Annotated in this window: 14 protein-coding genes; 10 read left to right on the top strand and 4 right to left on the bottom strand. The window is 72.5% G+C overall.

The window, feature by feature from the left end; all coding sequences use genetic code 11:
- Nucleotides 1-6 precede the first annotated feature (6 nt).
- Genes treY through M1R94_RS14575 form a run of 3 tightly spaced genes read left to right on the top strand, consistent with a single transcriptional unit; the run spans nt 7 to nt 5,276 of the window.
- A complete protein-coding gene (gene treY, locus M1R94_RS14585; RefSeq protein ID WP_249382442.1) occupies nt 7-2,610 on the top strand; it encodes a malto-oligosyltrehalose synthase in 2,604 nt (867 codons plus the stop codon).
- Entirely contained in the window at nt 2,603-4,414 is a 1,812-nt protein-coding gene (treZ, locus tag M1R94_RS14580) for a malto-oligosyltrehalose trehalohydrolase (protein WP_249382441.1), read from the top strand. Before treY ends, treZ begins: the two co-directional genes overlap by 8 nt.
- Nucleotide 4,415: 1 nt before the next feature.
- Nucleotides 4,416-5,276: a PPK2 family polyphosphate kinase gene (locus M1R94_RS14575; RefSeq protein ID WP_249382440.1), complete on the top strand. Its 861-nt coding sequence runs from the start codon at nt 4,416-4,418 to the stop codon at nt 5,274-5,276.
- Nucleotides 5,277-5,303: 27 nt separating this feature from the next.
- Here M1R94_RS14575 and zapE read toward each other — a convergent pair whose 3' ends face one another.
- Nucleotides 5,304-6,359 (bottom strand): cell division protein ZapE, encoded by a 1,056-nt coding sequence (zapE, locus tag M1R94_RS14570; RefSeq protein WP_249382439.1) that lies wholly within the window; start codon nt 6,357-6,359, stop codon nt 5,304-5,306.
- Nucleotides 6,360-6,405: 46 nt separating this feature from the next.
- On the opposite strand from zapE, the gene M1R94_RS14565 reads away from it, so the two are divergent.
- Complete coding sequence (locus tag M1R94_RS14565; RefSeq protein WP_249382438.1) at nt 6,406-7,194, top strand: dihydrofolate reductase family protein; 789 nt, start codon at nt 6,406-6,408, stop codon at nt 7,192-7,194.
- 9 nt (nt 7,195-7,203) lie between these two features.
- The gene (locus M1R94_RS14560; RefSeq protein WP_249382437.1) at nt 7,204-7,689 is read left to right on the top strand and encodes a hypothetical protein; all 486 of its coding nucleotides are present in this window, start codon (nt 7,204-7,206) and stop codon (nt 7,687-7,689) included.
- A gap of 61 nt (nt 7,690-7,750) precedes the next feature.
- Here M1R94_RS14560 and cuyB read toward each other — a convergent pair whose 3' ends face one another.
- The 3 genes from cuyB to gndA are packed head-to-tail and all read right to left on the bottom strand — an operon-like array spanning nt 7,751 to nt 11,179.
- Nucleotides 7,751-8,470, bottom strand: a complete 720-nt coding sequence (cuyB, locus tag M1R94_RS14555) for a cysteate racemase (RefSeq protein ID WP_249382436.1) — start codon at nt 8,468-8,470, stop codon at nt 7,751-7,753.
- Nucleotides 8,467-9,738: a carboxylate--amine ligase gene (locus M1R94_RS14550; protein ID WP_249382435.1), complete on the bottom strand. Its 1,272-nt coding sequence runs from the start codon at nt 9,736-9,738 to the stop codon at nt 8,467-8,469. Before M1R94_RS14550 ends, cuyB begins: the two co-directional genes overlap by 4 nt.
- A gap of 4 nt (nt 9,739-9,742) precedes the next feature.
- Nucleotides 9,743-11,179 carry an NADP-dependent phosphogluconate dehydrogenase gene (gene gndA, locus M1R94_RS14545; RefSeq protein ID WP_249382434.1) on the bottom strand — a complete coding sequence of 479 codons (1,437 nt, stop codon included), beginning with the start codon at nt 11,177-11,179 and terminating at the stop codon, nt 9,743-9,745.
- A 121-nt stretch (nt 11,180-11,300) separates the two neighbouring features.
- On the opposite strand from gndA, the gene M1R94_RS14540 reads away from it, so the two are divergent.
- The 5 genes from M1R94_RS14540 to M1R94_RS14520 all read left to right on the top strand — a co-directional run bounded on the left by M1R94_RS14540 (nt 11,301) and on the right by M1R94_RS14520 (nt 17,360).
- The gene (locus M1R94_RS14540; protein WP_374109472.1) at nt 11,301-11,885 is read left to right on the top strand and encodes a DUF3000 domain-containing protein; all 585 of its coding nucleotides are present in this window, start codon (nt 11,301-11,303) and stop codon (nt 11,883-11,885) included.
- 115 nt (nt 11,886-12,000) lie between these two features.
- Nucleotides 12,001-12,549, top strand: a complete 549-nt coding sequence (locus M1R94_RS14535; RefSeq protein WP_249382433.1) for a helix-turn-helix transcriptional regulator — start codon at nt 12,001-12,003, stop codon at nt 12,547-12,549.
- Nucleotides 12,550-12,602: 53 nt separating this feature from the next.
- The gene (locus M1R94_RS14530) at nt 12,603-13,928 is read left to right on the top strand and encodes an HRDC domain-containing protein (RefSeq protein WP_249382432.1); all 1,326 of its coding nucleotides are present in this window, start codon (nt 12,603-12,605) and stop codon (nt 13,926-13,928) included.
- 43 nt (nt 13,929-13,971) lie between these two features.
- Nucleotides 13,972-15,219, top strand: a complete 1,248-nt coding sequence (locus tag M1R94_RS14525; protein ID WP_249382431.1) for a thiolase family protein — start codon at nt 13,972-13,974, stop codon at nt 15,217-15,219.
- On the top strand, nt 15,216-17,360 hold the full coding sequence (locus M1R94_RS14520) for a 3-hydroxyacyl-CoA dehydrogenase NAD-binding domain-containing protein (RefSeq protein ID WP_249382430.1): 2,145 nt from the start codon (nt 15,216-15,218) through the stop codon (nt 17,358-17,360). Before M1R94_RS14525 ends, M1R94_RS14520 begins: the two co-directional genes overlap by 4 nt.
- The last annotated feature ends 34 nt before the right edge of the window (nt 17,361-17,394 follow it).

Here is a 17,394-nt window from a genome sequence, read left to right as displayed (position 1 = left end):
GCGCGGATGACGAGCCCCGACACCACCCCACGGCCAGGACCGGCCCGTCGTCGGCCGCCGACTGAGCGACGGGTCCCGGTCTCGACGTACCGCCTGCAGCTCAACGCCGAGTTCACCCTCCAGGACGCGGCGGCGCAGGTCGGCTACCTGGCCGCCCTCGGCGTGTCCCACCTGTACCTCTCACCGATCCTGACCGCGGCCCCGGGGTCCACGCACGGGTACGACGTCGTCGACCACCACGAGATCTCCCCGGTGCTGGGCGGTCGCCCGGCGCTCGACCGGCTCGCGGCAGCTGCGCACGCCGCCGGGATGGGGCTCGTCCTGGACATCGTGCCCAACCACATGGCCGTGCCCACCCCGGTGTGGCACAACCGGGCCCTGTGGTCGGTCCTGGCCCTGGGCGCGGAGTCCCCGTACGCGTCGTGGTTCGACGTCGACTGGTCGGCGGGTGACGGGGCCCTCCTGATGCCCGTCCTCGGTCGTCGGATCGGCGCGGTGCTGGCCGGTGACGAGCTCAGCATCGACGAGTGCGTCGTGCCGGGGCAGGGCGACCTCCCCCAGCCCGTGCTGCGCTACTACGACCACCTCTTCCCGGTACGCCCGGGGACCGAGCACCTCCCGATGGCCGAGCTCGTGGACCGTCAGCACTACCGGCTCGCGTACTGGAAGGTCGCCGACGAGGAGCTCAACTACCGGCGGTTCTTCGACGTCGGCACCCTGGCGGCCGTCCGGGTCGAGGACCCCGAGGTCTTCGACGCCACGCACGAGCTCGTCACCGGCCTGCTGGCCGACGGGACGATCGACGGCCTGCGCATCGACCACCCTGACGGTCTGGCCGACCCCCAGGGCTATCTCGAACGCCTCGCTGCGGCCACAGACGAGGCCTGGGTCGTGGTCGAGAAGATCCTCTCCCCGACCGAGGACCTGCCCGAGGACTGGGCCACCGCCGGCACCACCGGTTACGAGGCGATGTGGCGGATCCAGGCTTCCTTCGTCGACCCGGGGGGCGCGGCCGAGCTGGGGGCGGTGATGCACCGCCTGACCGGCGACACGACCGACGCGCTGCCGGCGATGATCGACGCGGCCAAGCGCGAGATCGTCAACGGTCCGCTGTACGCCGAGGTGCACCGGCTCGCCGACCTGGCTGCCGACATCTGCCGTGACGACCTGCGGCTGCGCGACCACACCTGGCGGTCCCTGCACGACTGCCTGGTCGAGCTGCTCGTGGCGGCCGATCGGTACCGGTACTACGTCGTCCCCGGTCAGCAGGTCCACCCCGACTCGGCTGTCGCGTTCGCGGCATGCGTCGAGGCCGCGCGCTCGCATCTGGTCGACGACCGTGTGGAGACCCTCGAGGTGCTCGCCGACCTGCTGATCGGTCGCGAGGTGGGCTCGGCGGGACGCACCCACGAGGCACGACGGGCCGAGCTCATCGTGCGCTTCCAGCAGACCTGTGGCGCGGTGATGGCCAAGGGGGTCGAGGACACCGCGTTCTACCGGTGGACGCACCTGGTCAGCCTGAGCGAGGTGGGTGGCGCTCCCGAGCGGTTCGCGATCAGCACCGAGGAGCTCCACTCCTGGGCCGCCCGTGCCCAGCAGCACTCACCGGTCGCGATGACCGGTCTCTCGACGCACGACACCAAGCGCAGCGAGGACGTCCGGGCCCGTCTCGGCGTGCTGTCCGAGCTCCCCGTCGAGTGGTCGGAGCTGGTGGACGCCCTCCGGGCGGTCACCACCGAGCTGCGCCCGTCGCTGCTGGACGGTCGCACCGAGAACATCCTGTGGCAGACCCTCGCCGGCACCTGGACCGAGGACGGGCCCCTCGAGGTGGCCCGCCTCACCGAGTACCTCACCAAGGCCATCCGGGAGGCGAAGTCCCACACGTCCTGGACCGCCCAAGAGCCCGCCTACGAGCAGGCGGTGCTGGGCTTCGCCGAGCAGGTGGTGGCCCACCCCGAGGTCGTCCGTCTCGTCGAGACCTGGGTGCGCCGCGCGGCGCCCGGTGTTCGTGCCGCGACGCTGGGCACCAAGCTCGTCCAGCTGACGCTGCCGGGGGTCGCCGACGTCTACCAGGGCACGGAGATCCCGGCCGTGGCACTGGTCGACCCGGACAACCGTCGCCCGGTCGACTTCGACGGCCTGGCTGCGCGTCTGGCCCGGCTGGACGACGGCGAGACCCCCCGCGGCCTGGCGGACGAGAAGCTGCTGGTGACCGCTCGCGCCCTGAGGGTCCGCCGTGACCACGCGGACGCGTTCACCGGGGAGGAGGCGGGGTACGTCCCGCTGCCCTGCTCCTCGGGCAACGCCCTGGCCTACGCACGCACGGTGGACGGGTCACCGCGAGCGCTGGTGGTGGCCACCCGGCTCGCGCTGTCGCTGGACCGGTACGGCGGGTGGCGTGACCACACGGTGGCGCTGCCCGAGGGGGGCTGGACGTGCGTGCTGACCGGGCGGGCGATCCGTGGTGGCCTCGTCCGGCTGGTCGACCTGCTCGACGACCTCCCGGTCTGCCTGCTGGTACCCGACCAGGACGCCGGCGCCGCACCGCAGCAGCCGGACCACACCTCGACGACGAGCACCCCGTCTGCCGCACGGAGGATCGATGACTGACGACTCACCCGTCCAGGTCACCCGGCACGGGTGGACCGACCAGGGCTGGGCGCCCGCGGTGTGGGCACCCGCGGCGGCCAGGGTCGACCTGCACCTGCCTGGCACCGGTGAGACGACAGCCATGCAGCGAGGGGCCGACGGGTGGTGGGTCTCCGGACGACACCTGTCCCACGGCACGGACTACGCGTTCGCGGTCGACGGCGGCGCACCACGACCCGACCCGCGCACCCTCTGGCAGCCCCAGGGGGTGCACGCCGCGAGCCGCACGTTCGACCCTCGCGCGCACCAGTGGTCCGACGCGAGCTGGGAGGGACGCGACGTCCGCGGTGCGGTGATCTACGAGCTCCACCTGGGGACGTTCACCCCCGAGGGGACGCTCGACGCAGCCGTCCACCGTCTCGACCACCTGGTCGACCTCGGCGTGGACGTCGTCGAGCTCATGCCGGTCGCGGCGTTCCCCGGCGTGCACGGCTGGGGGTACGACGGCGTCGCGCTGTTCGCGGTGCACGAGCCCTACGGCGGGCCGGCAGCCCTCCAGCGGTTCGTCGACGCCGCCCACCAGCGCGGGCTGGCCGTGTGCCTCGACGTGGTCTACAACCACCTCGGGCCGTCGGGCAACTACCTCAGCGTCTTCGGCCCGTACTTCACCGACCGGCACCACACGCCCTGGGGCCAGGCGGTCAACCTCGACGGGCCGGACGCCGCCGAGGTCCGACAGTTCGTGCTGGACAACGTCCGGCACTGGCTGCGCGACTTCCACGTCGACGCGCTGCGGGTCGACGCGGTGCACGCCCTGGTGGACGACTCCCCCGTCCACCTGCTCGCCGACATGTCCGCCGCCGCCGACCAGCTGTCGAGCACCGTGGGGCGCCCGCTGTCCCTGATCGCCGAGTCCGACCTCAACGACGTCCGGATGGTCACGCCCCGCGCCGAGGGCGGTCTGGGGATGACCGCCCAGTGGGCCGACGACGTCCATCACGCGGTGCACGCCCTGGTCACGGGCGAGCGGCACGGGTACTACGTGGACTTCGGGACGGTCGAGGCGCTGGCCAAGACCCTGACCTCGGTCTTCCTGCACGACGGCACCTTCTCGACCTTCCGTGGCGCGACCTGGGGGACCCCCGTGCCCCCGACGACCGACGGCCGACGGTTCGTCGTCTTCGCCCAGGACCATGACCAGGTCGGCAACCGGGCGCTGGGCGACAGGCCCTCCGAGCGGCTGGATGCCGGTGGCCTCGCGATCAGCGCCGCGCTGGTGCTGACCTCACCCTTCACCCCGATGCTCTTCATGGGTGAGGAGTGGGGAGCGCGGACCCGGTGGCAGTACTTCACCGACCACGCCGAGCCCGACCTGGTGCGATCGATCCGCGAGGGCCGGACGGCCGAGTTCGGCGGCCACGGGTGGACCGACCTCTACTCGGGCCCGGTGACGGTGCCCGACCCCCAGGCGCCCTCGACGGTGCACGACAGCCTGCTGGACTGGACCGAGCCCGCGGTCCAGGAGCACCGGCGGATGCTCGACTGGTACCGCGCGCTGATCGCCCTGCGGCGCAGCGAGCCGGATCTCACCTCCGGGGACCTCACGGCCGTCGCGGTCGACCGTGCCGATGACGACTCCTGGCTCGTGGTGCACCGCGGTGGGCTGCGGGTGGTCCTCGTGCTCGGCCACGACGCGGTGACCGTGCCGCTGTCGCCCGGTTCCCCGGTCGAGGTGCTGACCGCGTGGGACGAGGCCGCGACGACCACCCTCGACGGGGCGGTCACCGTTCCCGGTCGGTCGGCGACCGTCGCACGGGTGCTCTGAGATGACGGCCGACCACTGGGAGATGTCGCCGGCGGCGGCGCTGCGGGTCACCCCCGGGTTCGACCTCGCGGGCCTCGACCACTCCGCGACGCCGGGCTGGTCAGCAGGCAAGAAGGAGGGCCGTGCGGCGACCGGCGACCGCGGCGAGATCATGTCCGACCTGCAGGAACGGCTCTTCGCGCACGGGCGCAGCGGCGGTGACCGATCGGTGCTGCTGATCCTGCAGGGCATGGACACCTCGGGCAAGGGAGGTGTCGTCCGGCACGTGCTCGGCATGGTCGATCCGCAGGGTGTCGCGCTGCGCTCCTTCGCGGCGCCGACCCCGCAGGAGGCTGCCGAGCACTACCTCGAGCGCGTCCGGCGATCCCTGCCGCGCCCCGGGTACATCGGCGTCTTCGACCGCTCGCACTACGAGGACGTGCTGATCGTGCGGGTCGAGGAGCTCGTGCCCCGCTCCGGGTGGGAGCCACGGTACGACGAGATCAACGCCTTCGAGGAGGAGGTCGCCGCGGCCGGGACGACGATCGTCAAGGTCCTCCTGGCCGTCTCACCGGACGAGCAGGCAGAACGGTTGCGGCGACGGCTCGAGCGTCTTGACAAGCACTGGAAGTACGACCCGGCCGACATCGACGCCCGCGAACGGTGGCCGGAGTACCTCGAGGCGTACCAGGCCGTCCTGGACCGGACGTCGACCCCCACCGCACCCTGGCACGTGGTTCCCGCCGACCGGAAGTGGTACGCGCGGCTGGCCGTGACCGAGCTGGTCACCCGCGCGCTGGACGACCTCCACCTCACCTGGCCCACCGCGGGCTTCGACCCGCAGGTCGAGCTCGCCCGGCTCGAGGCGTCGACCCACCGCTGAGCTCCGCGCCACGTCCGAGGTGCAGGGTCAGCCCTGGCGGGCGAGCACCGCACCCTGCTCGGCGAGCGCGCCGAGCCGGGACAAGGACCGCAGGTACTTCTTGCGGTAGCCGCCGTTGAGCATCGTGGCGCTGAACAGACCCTCGGTCCCCTGCCCTCCCAGGAGCACCGGCACGTCCAGGTCGTAGAGGCGATCGACCAGGACGACCAGACGCAGCGCGTCGGCCTGGTCGGTGACAGGCCCCACGCCGACCAGCCCGACCGCACGGACCCCTTCGAGCATCGCCCCGTACCGGCTGGGGTGCACGGTGCGCAGGTGCGCGGTGACGTCCGTGAAGTCGTCGCAGGTGGCACCCTCGACGACCGCGCAGGCCGCGCGGACGACCTCGTCCTCGAGCCCGCGCTCGGCGCGAGGTGCGTCGCGGTGGCGGTAGTCGGGGCCGTCGATCCGACGCACCTCGAAGCGTGCGGCCAGAGCCTGGATCTCCCGCAGGAAGTCCTCGGCGGCGAAGCGCCCCTCGCCGAGCGACTCGGGCAACGTGTTGGAGGTCGCCGCGAGGGCGACACCCGCGTCCGCCAGCTCGCGCAGCAGGCGTGACATCAGCACGGTGTCCCCGGGGTCGTCGAGCTCGAACTCGTCGATGCAGACCAGCCTGCGGCGCGAGAGCGCCTTGACCGTGGGGGCGAAGCCCAGCGCCCCCACCAGATGGGTGTACTCCACGAAGGTGCCGTAGGTCGCGGCCTGCGGACCGACCGCGTGCGCGAGGGCCGCCAGGAGGTGGGTCTTGCCGACCCCGAAGCCCCCGTCGAGGTAGAGCGCCACCGGCGGGGTCCGGGGCGCGCGTCGCCACCACGAGGTCGGCTGCGGACGGCGGAGCTCGTCGGACACCGCCTGCAGCCGGTCGCGAGCCTCCTGCTGGCTCGGGTGGCCGGGGTCGGGGTGGTAGCTGTCGAAGCTCGCGTCGGCGAAGTGCCGCGGCGGTACGAAACCGGCCAGGAGCTGGCCGGCAGGGACGTCGGGCGTCCGCTGGGACAGGGGCTGCGGCGGCGCCTGGGGCGACGTCACCGGGTGCGGCACGTTCATGGGTGCCCAGCCTAGGTGCTGCTCCCGCACCGGATAGCCTCGGCGGGTGAGTCACCCGCCACCGGCCCTCGAGGTCCTGCTCCCCGCCGGCTCGGGCGACCCGATCGGTCCGGACCCCGCCGAGGCACGGCTCAGTGCCCTGTACGCCTACCCCGGGGCGTCCGGCTCCGGGAGGTGGGCGTGGCTCCGCGGCAACATGATCAGCACGGTGGACGGCGCCTCGACCGGCGCCGACGGCCGGTCCGGCTCGATCAACGGACCTGCCGACCTGCGAGTCTTCACGACGCTGCGAGCCCTGGCCGACGTCGTCCTGGTGGGTGCGGGCACGGTGCGCTCCGAGGGGTACCGTGCACCGCGGACCGCACCTGCCCTCGTGCCCGGTCGCGGATCGCGCGGGCAGGCGGACCATCCTGCGCTCGCCGTGGTCACCGCCTCGGGGGACCTCCCCCCCGACCTGCTGGCGGACCACCCTGCGCCGTGGGTCTTCACCACGCAGGCGGCGCCCCACCTGGCCGACCTGCGCCGCCGTCTGCCCGCCGATCGGCTCCACGTCCACCGGGACACCGTGGACCTGGCCCTCGTGCGTCACGCCCTGGCCGAGGGCGACCACCCCCGCATCCTGACCGAGGGCGGCCCCAGCCTGCTCGCGGCGCTCCTGCGCGAGGGACTGGTCGACGAGCTGTGCCTGACCACGAGCCCGGTTCTGGTCGGCGGGCCCGCCCCCCGGATCCTCGACGGGACCGACTGGTACCGACCGGCCGTGAGGGCGTCACCGACCCACCTCCTGCACGCCGACGGGGTGCTCCTCGCGCGCTGGCTCGTCACGTCCGACTAGGCTCGCACCGTGAGCGAGATCATCCTGGTGCTGACCGAGGACGCCCTGGCGGCCGCCGACGTCGAGCACATCACCGCCCTGCACCACGACCAGGACGTCCGGTACCACGTGCTGGTCCCCGCCGACACCGAGCGCAACGTGCTCGTCTCGTTGGTCGACCACCTGAGCCTGGGCGAGCTGCGTGAGGCCCTGGATGCCGTGCTGGGGCGCGAGCCCGAGCCCGAGGTGGCCAGGGCCACCGCCGAGGAACAGCTCGAGTGGAGCCTGGCCGCCTTCGCAGCCGCCGGCGCGACCGCGGACGGGGCGGTCGTCGCGGACGACCCGTTGCCGGCGCTGCGCGCCGCACTGGCGACCCACGACGTGCACGAGGTGATCGTGGTGACCCTCCCCCACGCCCTCGAGGACACCTTCCACACGGACTGGGCCTCGCGTGCCCGCGAGCACCTGAGGGTGCCGGTGCTCCACCTGTACAGCGGCACCAGCCGCCTCGGCTGACACGCCGGCCCGTCCGGGGTGCACCGGCACGAACCCGGCGCTGCGCACGACGTGGCGAGGATCAGCCGCGGACGGTGTGGCCCGCGCGCTCGATGGTCCGACGCGCGAGCACGTCGAGCGAGTCGACGTAGGTCGCGTCGGACAGCAGGTCGAAGTCCTCGGCGACGACCGACAGCTCGGTGCACCCCAGCACCACGACCTGGGCTCCCTGCTCCTTCAGTCGACCCACGATGCCGCGGAACGCGTCGATGTCGACCCGCCGCCCCGCCTTGACCTGGTCGTAGATGATCCGCATGACCTCGGCCTGGTCCTGCTCGTGGGGCAGGACGCAGTCGATCCCGTGGTCGGCCAACGCCCGCTGGTAGACCTCGGCCCGTGCCGTGCCCGAGGTCGCGAGCAGACCGACCGACCGGAGGTCCGGCACGCGGCGACGGGCCTCCTGGACGGTCTCGTCGATGATGCTCACCACCGGGACCTGCACGGCCGCGACGATCTCGTCGGTGAAGTAGTGGGCCGTGTTGCAGGGCAGCACGAGGAAGCTGACCCCGAACCTCTCGAGCCGACGCGCGTCCTGCGCCATGACCGGGCCGGGGTTCTGGGCCGACTCCCCCAGGATGTAGGCGGTCCGGTCCGGGATGGTCGCGTGGTTGAGGACGACCATGTCCAGGTGGTCCTGGTCCCTTTCGGCCGCCGTGAGCCGCACGACCTTGTCCAGGAAGTACGCCGTGGCGAGCGGACCGACCCCTCCGATCACGCCGACCGGTGCGGGCGCGGCGGTCACCGCGGCACGACCGACCGGGTGCTCGACCCGACCAGGGGGTAGTGAGTGCGGTACTTGCGGAACTGGTTGAGCTGGGCGACGAGGAGGTAGGCCACCCGGCGGGGGTCGAGCTCGGCGCGATACCACAGCGGGTTGGTGGCGTGTCGGCGGCGGAACAGGTGGCGGGCGCGGGCTCGCAGCGTCCGGTCGGCGACGTACCGCAGCAGCAGGGGGCGTGGCAGCACCGTGTACAGGTGCTCCTCGGTCAGCACCTCTGGGGTGTCGTCGGGGAGCGGGTCGAGGCCCTGCAGGTGCTCGCGCACGTACAGCTCAGCGGTGTTGCGCCCAGCCGCGGTGATGTAGAAGTTGCTGCGACCGAGACGAGGGTTGAGCTCGAAGAAGACCGTCCGACCGTCGCGGGGGTCGTACTTGAGGTCGAAGTTCGCGTACCCGGTCCACCCGATGTGCTCGAGCAGGCGCCGGGCCTGCTCGACGACCTCGGGCCCGGGCTGGGTGATGATGCCCGCCGGGTTCCCCAGTGCGCCCGGCGTGTGCTCCTCGAGCAGGACGTGACCGAAGGACGCGAAGCGCATCCGGCCACGGGCGTCGCTGTAGCAGGTCAGGATCCGCATGCCCGAGTCGTCCCCGGGGATGAAGTCCTGGATCACGAACGAGTCGGTGTACCCCGAGGCGCGGATGCGCTCGAGCAGCTCGGCGAGCTCCTGCGGGGTCGCGACGGTGAAGACCTTCCTCTTCCCGGGGAACTCGACCTGGTGGTAGGCCGCGGTGTTGGCCGTCTTGGCGATCACCGGGAACGTCAGGCCCGAGGTGTCGGGCACCCCGCCCGCTGCGACGTCGTGCACCACGGTCGTCGGGTGCGCGAGACCCAGCTCCGCGCACAACCGACCGAAGTGGTCCTTGTCGGTCACCAGGTCGAGCCGGTCCCTGGTGGTGTACGGGATCACGTACAGGTCCTCGAGCCGGTCACGGTTCTCCACGATCGTCCGGACCAGCCAGTCGGCGCTCCCCAGCAGGATCAGGCGACGCCCGACGTGCTGGGCCGCGATGGCGCGCAGGCGCGCGACCGCGGTGTCGGCGTCGTCGATCCCGGGCTCGACGACGTTGGTCAGGATCCGCGAGTGCCGGACCAGGCCGGTCGAGACCGTGGAGACCACGACGGACCGGGTGCCGTAGGCCTCGTGGAAGGTCCGCGCCAGGCTGTAGGCGCCGATGTCCCCACCGAGGATGACCGGCTGCAGGTCCGGGAGCTGGACAGCAGCAGAGGGCATCGGCTCAGGCCTCGACCTCGGTGCGGTCGGTGGTCCACTGGACGTGGAAGGTGCCGGGCCGGTCGGTGCGCTGGTAGGTGTGGGCGCCGAAGTAGTCACGCTGGGCCTGGATGAGGTTGGCCGGCAGCCGCTGGGCGCGGACCCCGTCGTAGTAGGCCAACGACGAGGAGAACGCCGGGGTGGGCACGCCGTTGAGGGCGGCCTGGGACACGACCCGGCGCCACGCCGGGACACCGTTGCCCACCGCACCGGTGAAGTACTCGTCGGCCAGCAGCAGCGGCAGGTCCTCGTCCCGCTCGTAGGCCTCGGTGATGCGGTCCAGGAAGCGGGCCCGGATGATGCACCCACCGCGCCAGATCCGCGCCATCGCCCCCCGGTCGATGTCCCAGCCGAACTCGGCGGACGCCGCGGCGATCTGGTCGAACCCTTGCGAGTACGCCACCACCTTGGAGGCGTACAGCGCGAGCCTGACGTCCTCGATGAAGGCCTCGCGGTCGGTGACGTCCCACTGCCCGGCGTGACCCTGCAGCACCCCCGCGGCCGCCGCCCGCTGGGGCACCGAGCCGGACAGCGCGCGGGCGAACGTCGCCTCGGCGATCCCGGTGATCGGCACCCCCAGGTCCAGGGCGTTCTGCACGGTCCACCGGCCCGTGCCCTTCTGCTCGGCACGGTCCAGGACGACGTCCACGAAGGCCGCACCGGTCTCGACGTCGACCTGGGCCAGGACCTCCGCGGTGATCTCGATCAGGAACGACTCCAGGTCACCGCTGTTCCACTGCGCGAAGATCTCACCGATCTGCGCGGCCGAGGCACCCAGACCCTGCTTGAGCAGGTCGTAGGCCTCGGCGATCAGCTGCATGTCGGCGTACTCGATGCCGTTGTGGACCATCTTCACGAAGTGCCCCGCGCCATCGGGTCCCACGTAGGTGCAGCACGGCACCCCGTCGACCTTGGCGGCGATCTTCTCCAGGATCGGACCGAGCCACTCGTAGGACTCGGCTGAGCCACCCGGCATGATCGAGGGCCCCAGCAGGGCTCCCTCCTCACCGCCGGACACCCCTGTGCCCACGAAGTGCAGGCCGTGGGCCTTGAGCTCGGCCTCACGCCGCCGGGTGTCGGGGAAGTGGGCGTTGCCGGCGTCGATGACGATGTCGCCCTCCTCGAGCAGGGGCACCAGCGAGGAGATCACCGCGTCGGTCGGACCGCCGGCCTGCACCATCACGATCACCTTGCGCGGCCGCTCGAGCGAGGCCACGAAGTCCTCCAAGGACTCCGATGCGACGAACTCGCCCTCGTGCCCGTGGTCGGCCACCAGCGACTGCGTCCGACCGAACGACCGGTTGTGCACCGCCACCGTGAAGCCGTTGCGAGCGAAGTTGCGAGCAAGGTTGCGGCCCATGACCGCCAGACCTGTGACACCGATCTGCGCGCGTGCGGACATCCTCAGGTTTCCTCTCCGACGGTGACGTTCCCCGGCCAGCGTAGTCGCGGGTGTGACATCGGGCCGGACGTGTCCGCGCGCCGGTCCGTTGCCTGTCGGCGACCGGTCGTACAGTGCGATCGTGATCACAGCGGATGCGGACGTCCCCGCCGAGTTCGTGCGCGCACTGCAGTCCCTGCGCGACGAGCGGCTGCGCCCCGAGGTCCACCTGAGCGAGGTGCCCGCCCCGGGCCGGATCGCACCGTTCTCGGTCGCCCTCACCGGTGAGATCCGGGTGCGCGGCACGATCGACGCGACCGAGGAGGACCCGGCCACCGGCCGCATCGTGGTCCTGCACGACCCGGTCGGCCAGGAGGCGTGGGACAGCACGTTCAGGGTGGTGACCCTGGTCAGGGCCTCGCTGGACCCGGAGGTCGGCGCCGACCCGCTGCTGTGCGAGGCTGCGTGGACCTGGGTCCAGGACGCCCTGCAGGACCATCGTGCCGAGCACCGGGCCCTCGGGGGGACCGTGACGCGGGTCCTGTCCCAGACCTTCGGCGCGCTGGCCGAGCGACCCGACGAGGTCGAGGTCGAGATCCGCGCCTCGTGGTCACCGCCCGACGGCGACCTCGGCCCGCACCTCGCCGCATGGTCGACCCTCCTGTGCACCGCGGCAGGTCTGCCGCCCGTGCCTGACGGTGTCACCGCTCTGGGCCGTCGGCACTGACGCGACCGACCGCAGGCCTGCCCTCACCCGCGCGACCGGGTCGCTCAAGTGCTGCGACGGTCCTGCCGATAGTCCCCTCAGGACACATTGGCCCGCAGCACGGGGGGGAACCTGAGTGAGCGTGGAGCACGTCCGCACCAGCGTGGTGCGCGACCCGGAGACCGACCGGGCCGGACGACGCCTGCTCACGACCACGGGTACCCAGCCCTCGCGCGCGGCGGCCCCGGAGTCCGGCTCGGTCTGCTTCGTCGTCAACGAGCTGACCGACGGTGACGGGGCTGCCCTCGTCCGCACGTTGCGGCGGCGCGGTTCGACCCGCGCCGTGCTGCTCACCCGCACCGCGGGGCGTCGTGAGCTGCTCAGCCTGCTCGGAGGTGGTGTCCGCGGAGCTGTGGCGTCCGACAGCCCCGGCGCACTGCGGATCGCCGCACGGCAGGTGGTCGGCCCGGCCCCGGCGCCGCGTACCGGACCTGAGCTCACCGCCCGCGAGATCGGCGTCCTGCGTCTGGTGGCCGACGGCCGGAGCAACCGCCAGATCGGCGAGCACCTCGACCTCTCCGCGCTGACCGTCAAGAGCCACCTCGCGCGCATCTCGAGGAAGGTCGGCACCGGCGACCGCGCCGAGATGGTCGCCTTCGCGATCCGGCACGATCTCCTCGCCTGAGGTCGCGGCACGCCTGCCGGACGCTCACCCCACGACCGTCTAGCGTGGGCACCATGCCCAGCGACCCCCGCAACGACGCGTCCGGACCTGCGGTCGATCCGGTCGGCACGACCCCGGCGGGACGGCCGCGCGCGGATGGGGCCAGGACGGGTGAGGTCGTCGCCGTCGTGGAGGGCCCGGTGGTCACCGCGTTGCGCGAGCCCGCCGACGGCGTGCCGGACGTGGTCGAGAGCGTTGCCGCGCTGGACACCGCGGTCGCCGCGTTCGCCGCCGGGACCGGACCGGTGGCGGTCGACGCCGAGCGCGCCTCGGGCTACCGCTACGGGCAGAAGACCTACCTGGTGCAGATGCGTCGGGCCGGTGCCGGAACCGTTCTGATCGACCCGGTCCCCCTGCCGGACCTCTCGGCCATGACGACCGCGCTCGGGGACGCCGAGTGGGTGCTGCACGCGGCGTCGCAGGACCTGCCAGGCCTCGCCGAGCAGGGGCTGCGACCCGCATCCGTCTTCGACACCGAGCTCGCGGCTCGCCTGCTCGGCATGGAGCGCGTCGGGCTCGCGGCGGTTGTCGCCGAGGTGCTCGGGCTGGGGCTCGCCAAGGAGCACTCGGCCGTCGACTGGTCGACCCGGCCGCTGCCCCGCGAGTGGCTCCGGTACGCCGCCCTGGACGTCGAGGTCCTCATCGAGCTGCGCCGTGAGCTCGGTGACAGGCTCCGCGAGGCCGGCAAGGAGGAGTGGGCGCGGCAGGAGTTCGAGACCGTCCGGCTCGCCCCGCCCGCCCCGCCACGCGTCGAGCCCTGGCGCCGGATGTCTGGTCTGCACACCATCCGGGACCGGCGACGGCTGGCCGTGGCGAGGTCGCTGTGGCAGGCCCGCGAGGCCGACGCGCGCCGTCGCGACATCTCCCCCGGACGCGTCCTGCCTGACGCCGCGATCATCTCGGCCGCGACCGAGCTCCCCCGGACCCTCCCGCAGCTCACCGGCCTGCGGCTGTTCTCCGGCAAGGGCACGCGTCGTCGCGCGGACCACTGGTTCGCGGCGGTCCGCGAGGGTCTGGCGGTCGAGGAGGGCGACCTCCCCACGACGCGCGGTCCGCGCACCGACGGCCCCCCGCCCCCGCGGGCCTGGGCCGACCGCGACCCTGCTGCGGCAGCTCGTCTGGCAGCAGCCCGAGCCGTCGTCGGCGAGATCGCTGCCCGCCACTCCGTGCCGGTCGAGAACCTCCTCCAGCCGGACCTGCTGCGGCGCCTGTGCTGGAACCCTCCGGCCGAACCTGGTCCGGAGTCGGTCGCCGACGCCCTGGTGGCCGGAGGTGCCAGGTCCTGGCAGGTCGAGCTCGTGGCAGAGACGTTGGCTGCAGCACTAGTTACCGTCGAGTAACCTCCTGCTTGACCGGACACCGCAGTCCATCACAGGAGGCTCGATGCCCAGCGCAGCGCGCGTGCCCCAGACCGTCCGCGACGTCGTCTTCGTCGACGGCGTACGCACCCCTTTCGGCCGTGCCCGACCCGACGGCCTCTACGCCCACACCCGGGCGGACGACCTGGCGGTCAAAGCTGTCCGTGAGCTGCTCCGCCGCCATCCGACCCTGCCGGCCGACCAGATCGACGAGGTGGCGATCGCCGCCACCACGCAGTCAGGTGACCAGGGCCTGACACTGGGCCGCACCGTGGGCGTGCTGGCAGGTCTGCCCAGCAGCGTCCCCGGCTTCGCCGTCGACCGGATGTGTGCCGGTGCGATGACGGCGGTGACCACCACGGCGTCGGCGATCGCCGTCGGGGCCCAGGACGTCACGCTCGCCGGCGGCGTCGAGCACATGGGCCACCACCCGATGGGGCACGACGCCGATCCCAACCCCCGGTTCCTGTCCGAGCGCCTGGTCGCGACCGACGCGCTGAACATGGGCAGCACGGCTGAGAACCTGCACGACCGCTACCCCGCCCTGACCAGGGAGCGCGCCGACGACTTCGGGGTCGCGAGCCAGGAGAAGTACGCGACCGCCCTGGCCGCCGGGCAGATCGAGCCCGACCTGGTGCCCGTCGCCCTCCGCGACCCGGAGCGCGGATGGGGACTGGCCACCGCGGACGAACCGCCTCGACCAGGGACCACCGTCGCGCAGATCCGTGATCTCACGACGCCCTTCCGTGCCGGAGGGCGGGTGACCGCAGCGACCTCCGCGCCGCTCACCGACGGTGCAGCGATGTGCCTGCTCGCCGACGCAGGCACCGCAGACCGGCTCGGCCTGCCCGCACGCATGCGGCTGGTCTCCTTCGCCTACGCCGGGGTCGACCCTGCGGTCATGGGCATCGGACCTGTCCCGGCGACGCACAAGGCACTCGCCCGCGCCGGCCTGGAGATCGGGGACATCGGCCTGTTCGAGATCAACGAGGCGTTCGCGGTGCAGGTGCTCGCGTTCCTCGACGCCTTCGACATCACCGACGAGGACCCGCGGGTCAACCCCTACGGCGGAGCGATCGCCGTCGGTCACCCGCTCGCCTCCTCGGGGGTGCGGTTGATGACCCAGCTCGCCCGGCAGTTCGCCGAGCGACCCGAGGTCCGGTACGGGCTGACCACGATGTGCGTGGGGCTCGGCCAGGGAGGCACCGTCATCTGGGAGAACCCGCACCACGCCGACTACTCAGGACACCTCGCGACAGGGGAGCAGGCATGAGCCAGACCACCGAGCCCACCGCACCCACCCCGACCCCCGCGCGCCCCGAACGCGTCGCGCACGCCCACGTCCGCGACGTCCACCTCCCCCAGGGGCAGGGCACGCTCGCACTCGTCACGGTCGACAACGGGCTGGACCACACCAAGCCGACCACCTTCGGCCCGCTGGGGCTGACCGCGCTGCGCACCGTCCTGACCACCCAGCAGCACCGCGCCGCAGCCGGCGAGATCACCGCCGTCGCCGTCACGGGCAAGCCGTACTACCTGGCCGCAGGGGCCGACCTGACCGGTGTGGCGCAGATCTCCCAGGAGTCCGACGCCCGGGGCATCGCCGAGCTCGGCCACGCGACCTTCCGGCTGCTGGGCGAGATGGCCGTGCCGACCTTCGCCTACGTCAACGGCGCAGCACTCGGCGGGGGGCTCGAGCTCGCCCTGAACTGCACCTACCGCACGGTCGCCGCCGACGTCGGTGCCCTCGCCCTGCCCGAGGTCTTCCTCGGGCTGGTCCCAGGATGGGGGGGCTGCTACCTGCTGCCGCACATGGTGGGTCTGCGCAACGCCCTCGAGCTCGTCCTGACCCGACCCCTGGCCAACAACCGGATGACCGATGCCGCCGGGGCCCTCGACCTCGGGCTGGTCGACACCGTGCTGCACCCGGCTGACTTCCTCGAGCAGTCGATCGCCTGGACGGCCGACGTCCTGGCGGGCCGGGTCAGCGTCGAACGCCCTCCGCTCGACGACCAGGAGACCTGGGACGCGACGATCCACGCAGCCCGAGACCAGCTCGACCGGCGCCTCCACGGTGCCAAGACCGCCCCCTACCGGGCGCTGGACCTGGTCGCCGCTGCCCGGACCACGGACCGCGACGCCGCGTTCGCCGCCGAGGACGAGGCGCTGACCGAGCTCCTCATGTCCGACCAGCTCCGGGCCGGGCTGTACGCCTTCGACCTGACCTCGCGCAAGGCCCGCAACCCCGCAGGCGCTCCTGACGAAGCCCTGGCCCGTCCGGTCCGTTCGGTGGGGATCGTCGGTGCGGGACTGATGGCAGGTCAGCTCGCGGTCCTGCTGTCCCGGCGTCTGAGGGTCCCGGTCGTCATGCGTGAGATCGACGACGAGCGTGTCGAGGCGGGTCTGGCCGGGATCCGCTCGCTCGTCCAGGGCATGGCGCGCAAGGGACGCGTCTCGGAGCAGGAGGCCAACCGCATCCTGGGTTCGATCAGCGTCAGCACCGACCTGACCACGCTGGCCGGCGCCGACCTCGTCATCGAGGCGGTCACCGAGGTGCTCGCGCTCAAGCAGCGGGTCTTCGCCGAGCTCGAGGAGATCGTCTCCGCCGAGACGGTGCTGGCCACGAACACCTCGGCACTGTCGGTCACCGCGATGTCGACCCACCTGCGCCACCCCGAGCGGGTTGTCGGCCTGCACTTCTTCAACCCCGTCGCCCAGATGCCGCTGATCGAGGTCGTGCGCACACCGGAGTCGAGCGACGCAGCGGTGGCGACGGCATTCGCCGTCGCGAAGTCCCTGCGCAAGACAGCGGTCGGGGTGGCCGACCGACCGGGTTTCGTCGTCAACCGCCTGCTGCTGCGCATGCTCGCGGAGGTCGCAGCAGCGGCCGAGAACGGGACCCCCGTCACGGTCGCCGACGTCGCACTGCGCCCCCTGGGTCTGCCGATGGGGCCCTTCGCCCTGATGCAGCTGGTGGGTCTGCCGGTGGCGCTGCACGTCCTCGGCTCGCTGCACGAGGAGCTGGGCGACCGGTTCCCCCTCTCGCCCGGGCTCGAGAAGCTCTCCGACGAGGGTCGTCGGGTCGTTCCCGAGCCGGACGGGCGTGGCGCCGAGCAGGGCGTCGACCCCCTCATCCAGGAGGCGTTCGGAGCCCCTGGTGGGCCGGCGGCCCTCGACGAGGCAGGTGTGCGCGACGCCGTGCTCTCCGGGCTCACCCAGGAGATCGGGCTCATGCTCGACGAGGGCGTCGTCTCCGGGCCCGAGCAGATCGACCTCTGCATGGTCCTCGGCGCGGGATGGCCCTTCCACCTCGGCGGCATCTGCCCCTACCTGGACCGGACCGGTCACACCGAGCGGCTGCTCGGCAGGCGGCTGCTGCCCCCCGGTGTCGCCGACGTCCCGGCGCACCGGTGACCGGCCCCAGGATCCACCCGGCCGGACGATCAGG

Origin of the sequence: Actinotalea alkalitolerans (assembly GCF_023369855.1) — a bacterium.
Classification (GTDB): Bacteria; Actinomycetota; Actinomycetes; order Actinomycetales; family Cellulomonadaceae; genus Actinotalea.
The sequence above is the reverse complement of the archived record's forward strand: the minus strand, read 5'-3'. Positions and strand labels throughout refer to the sequence as shown.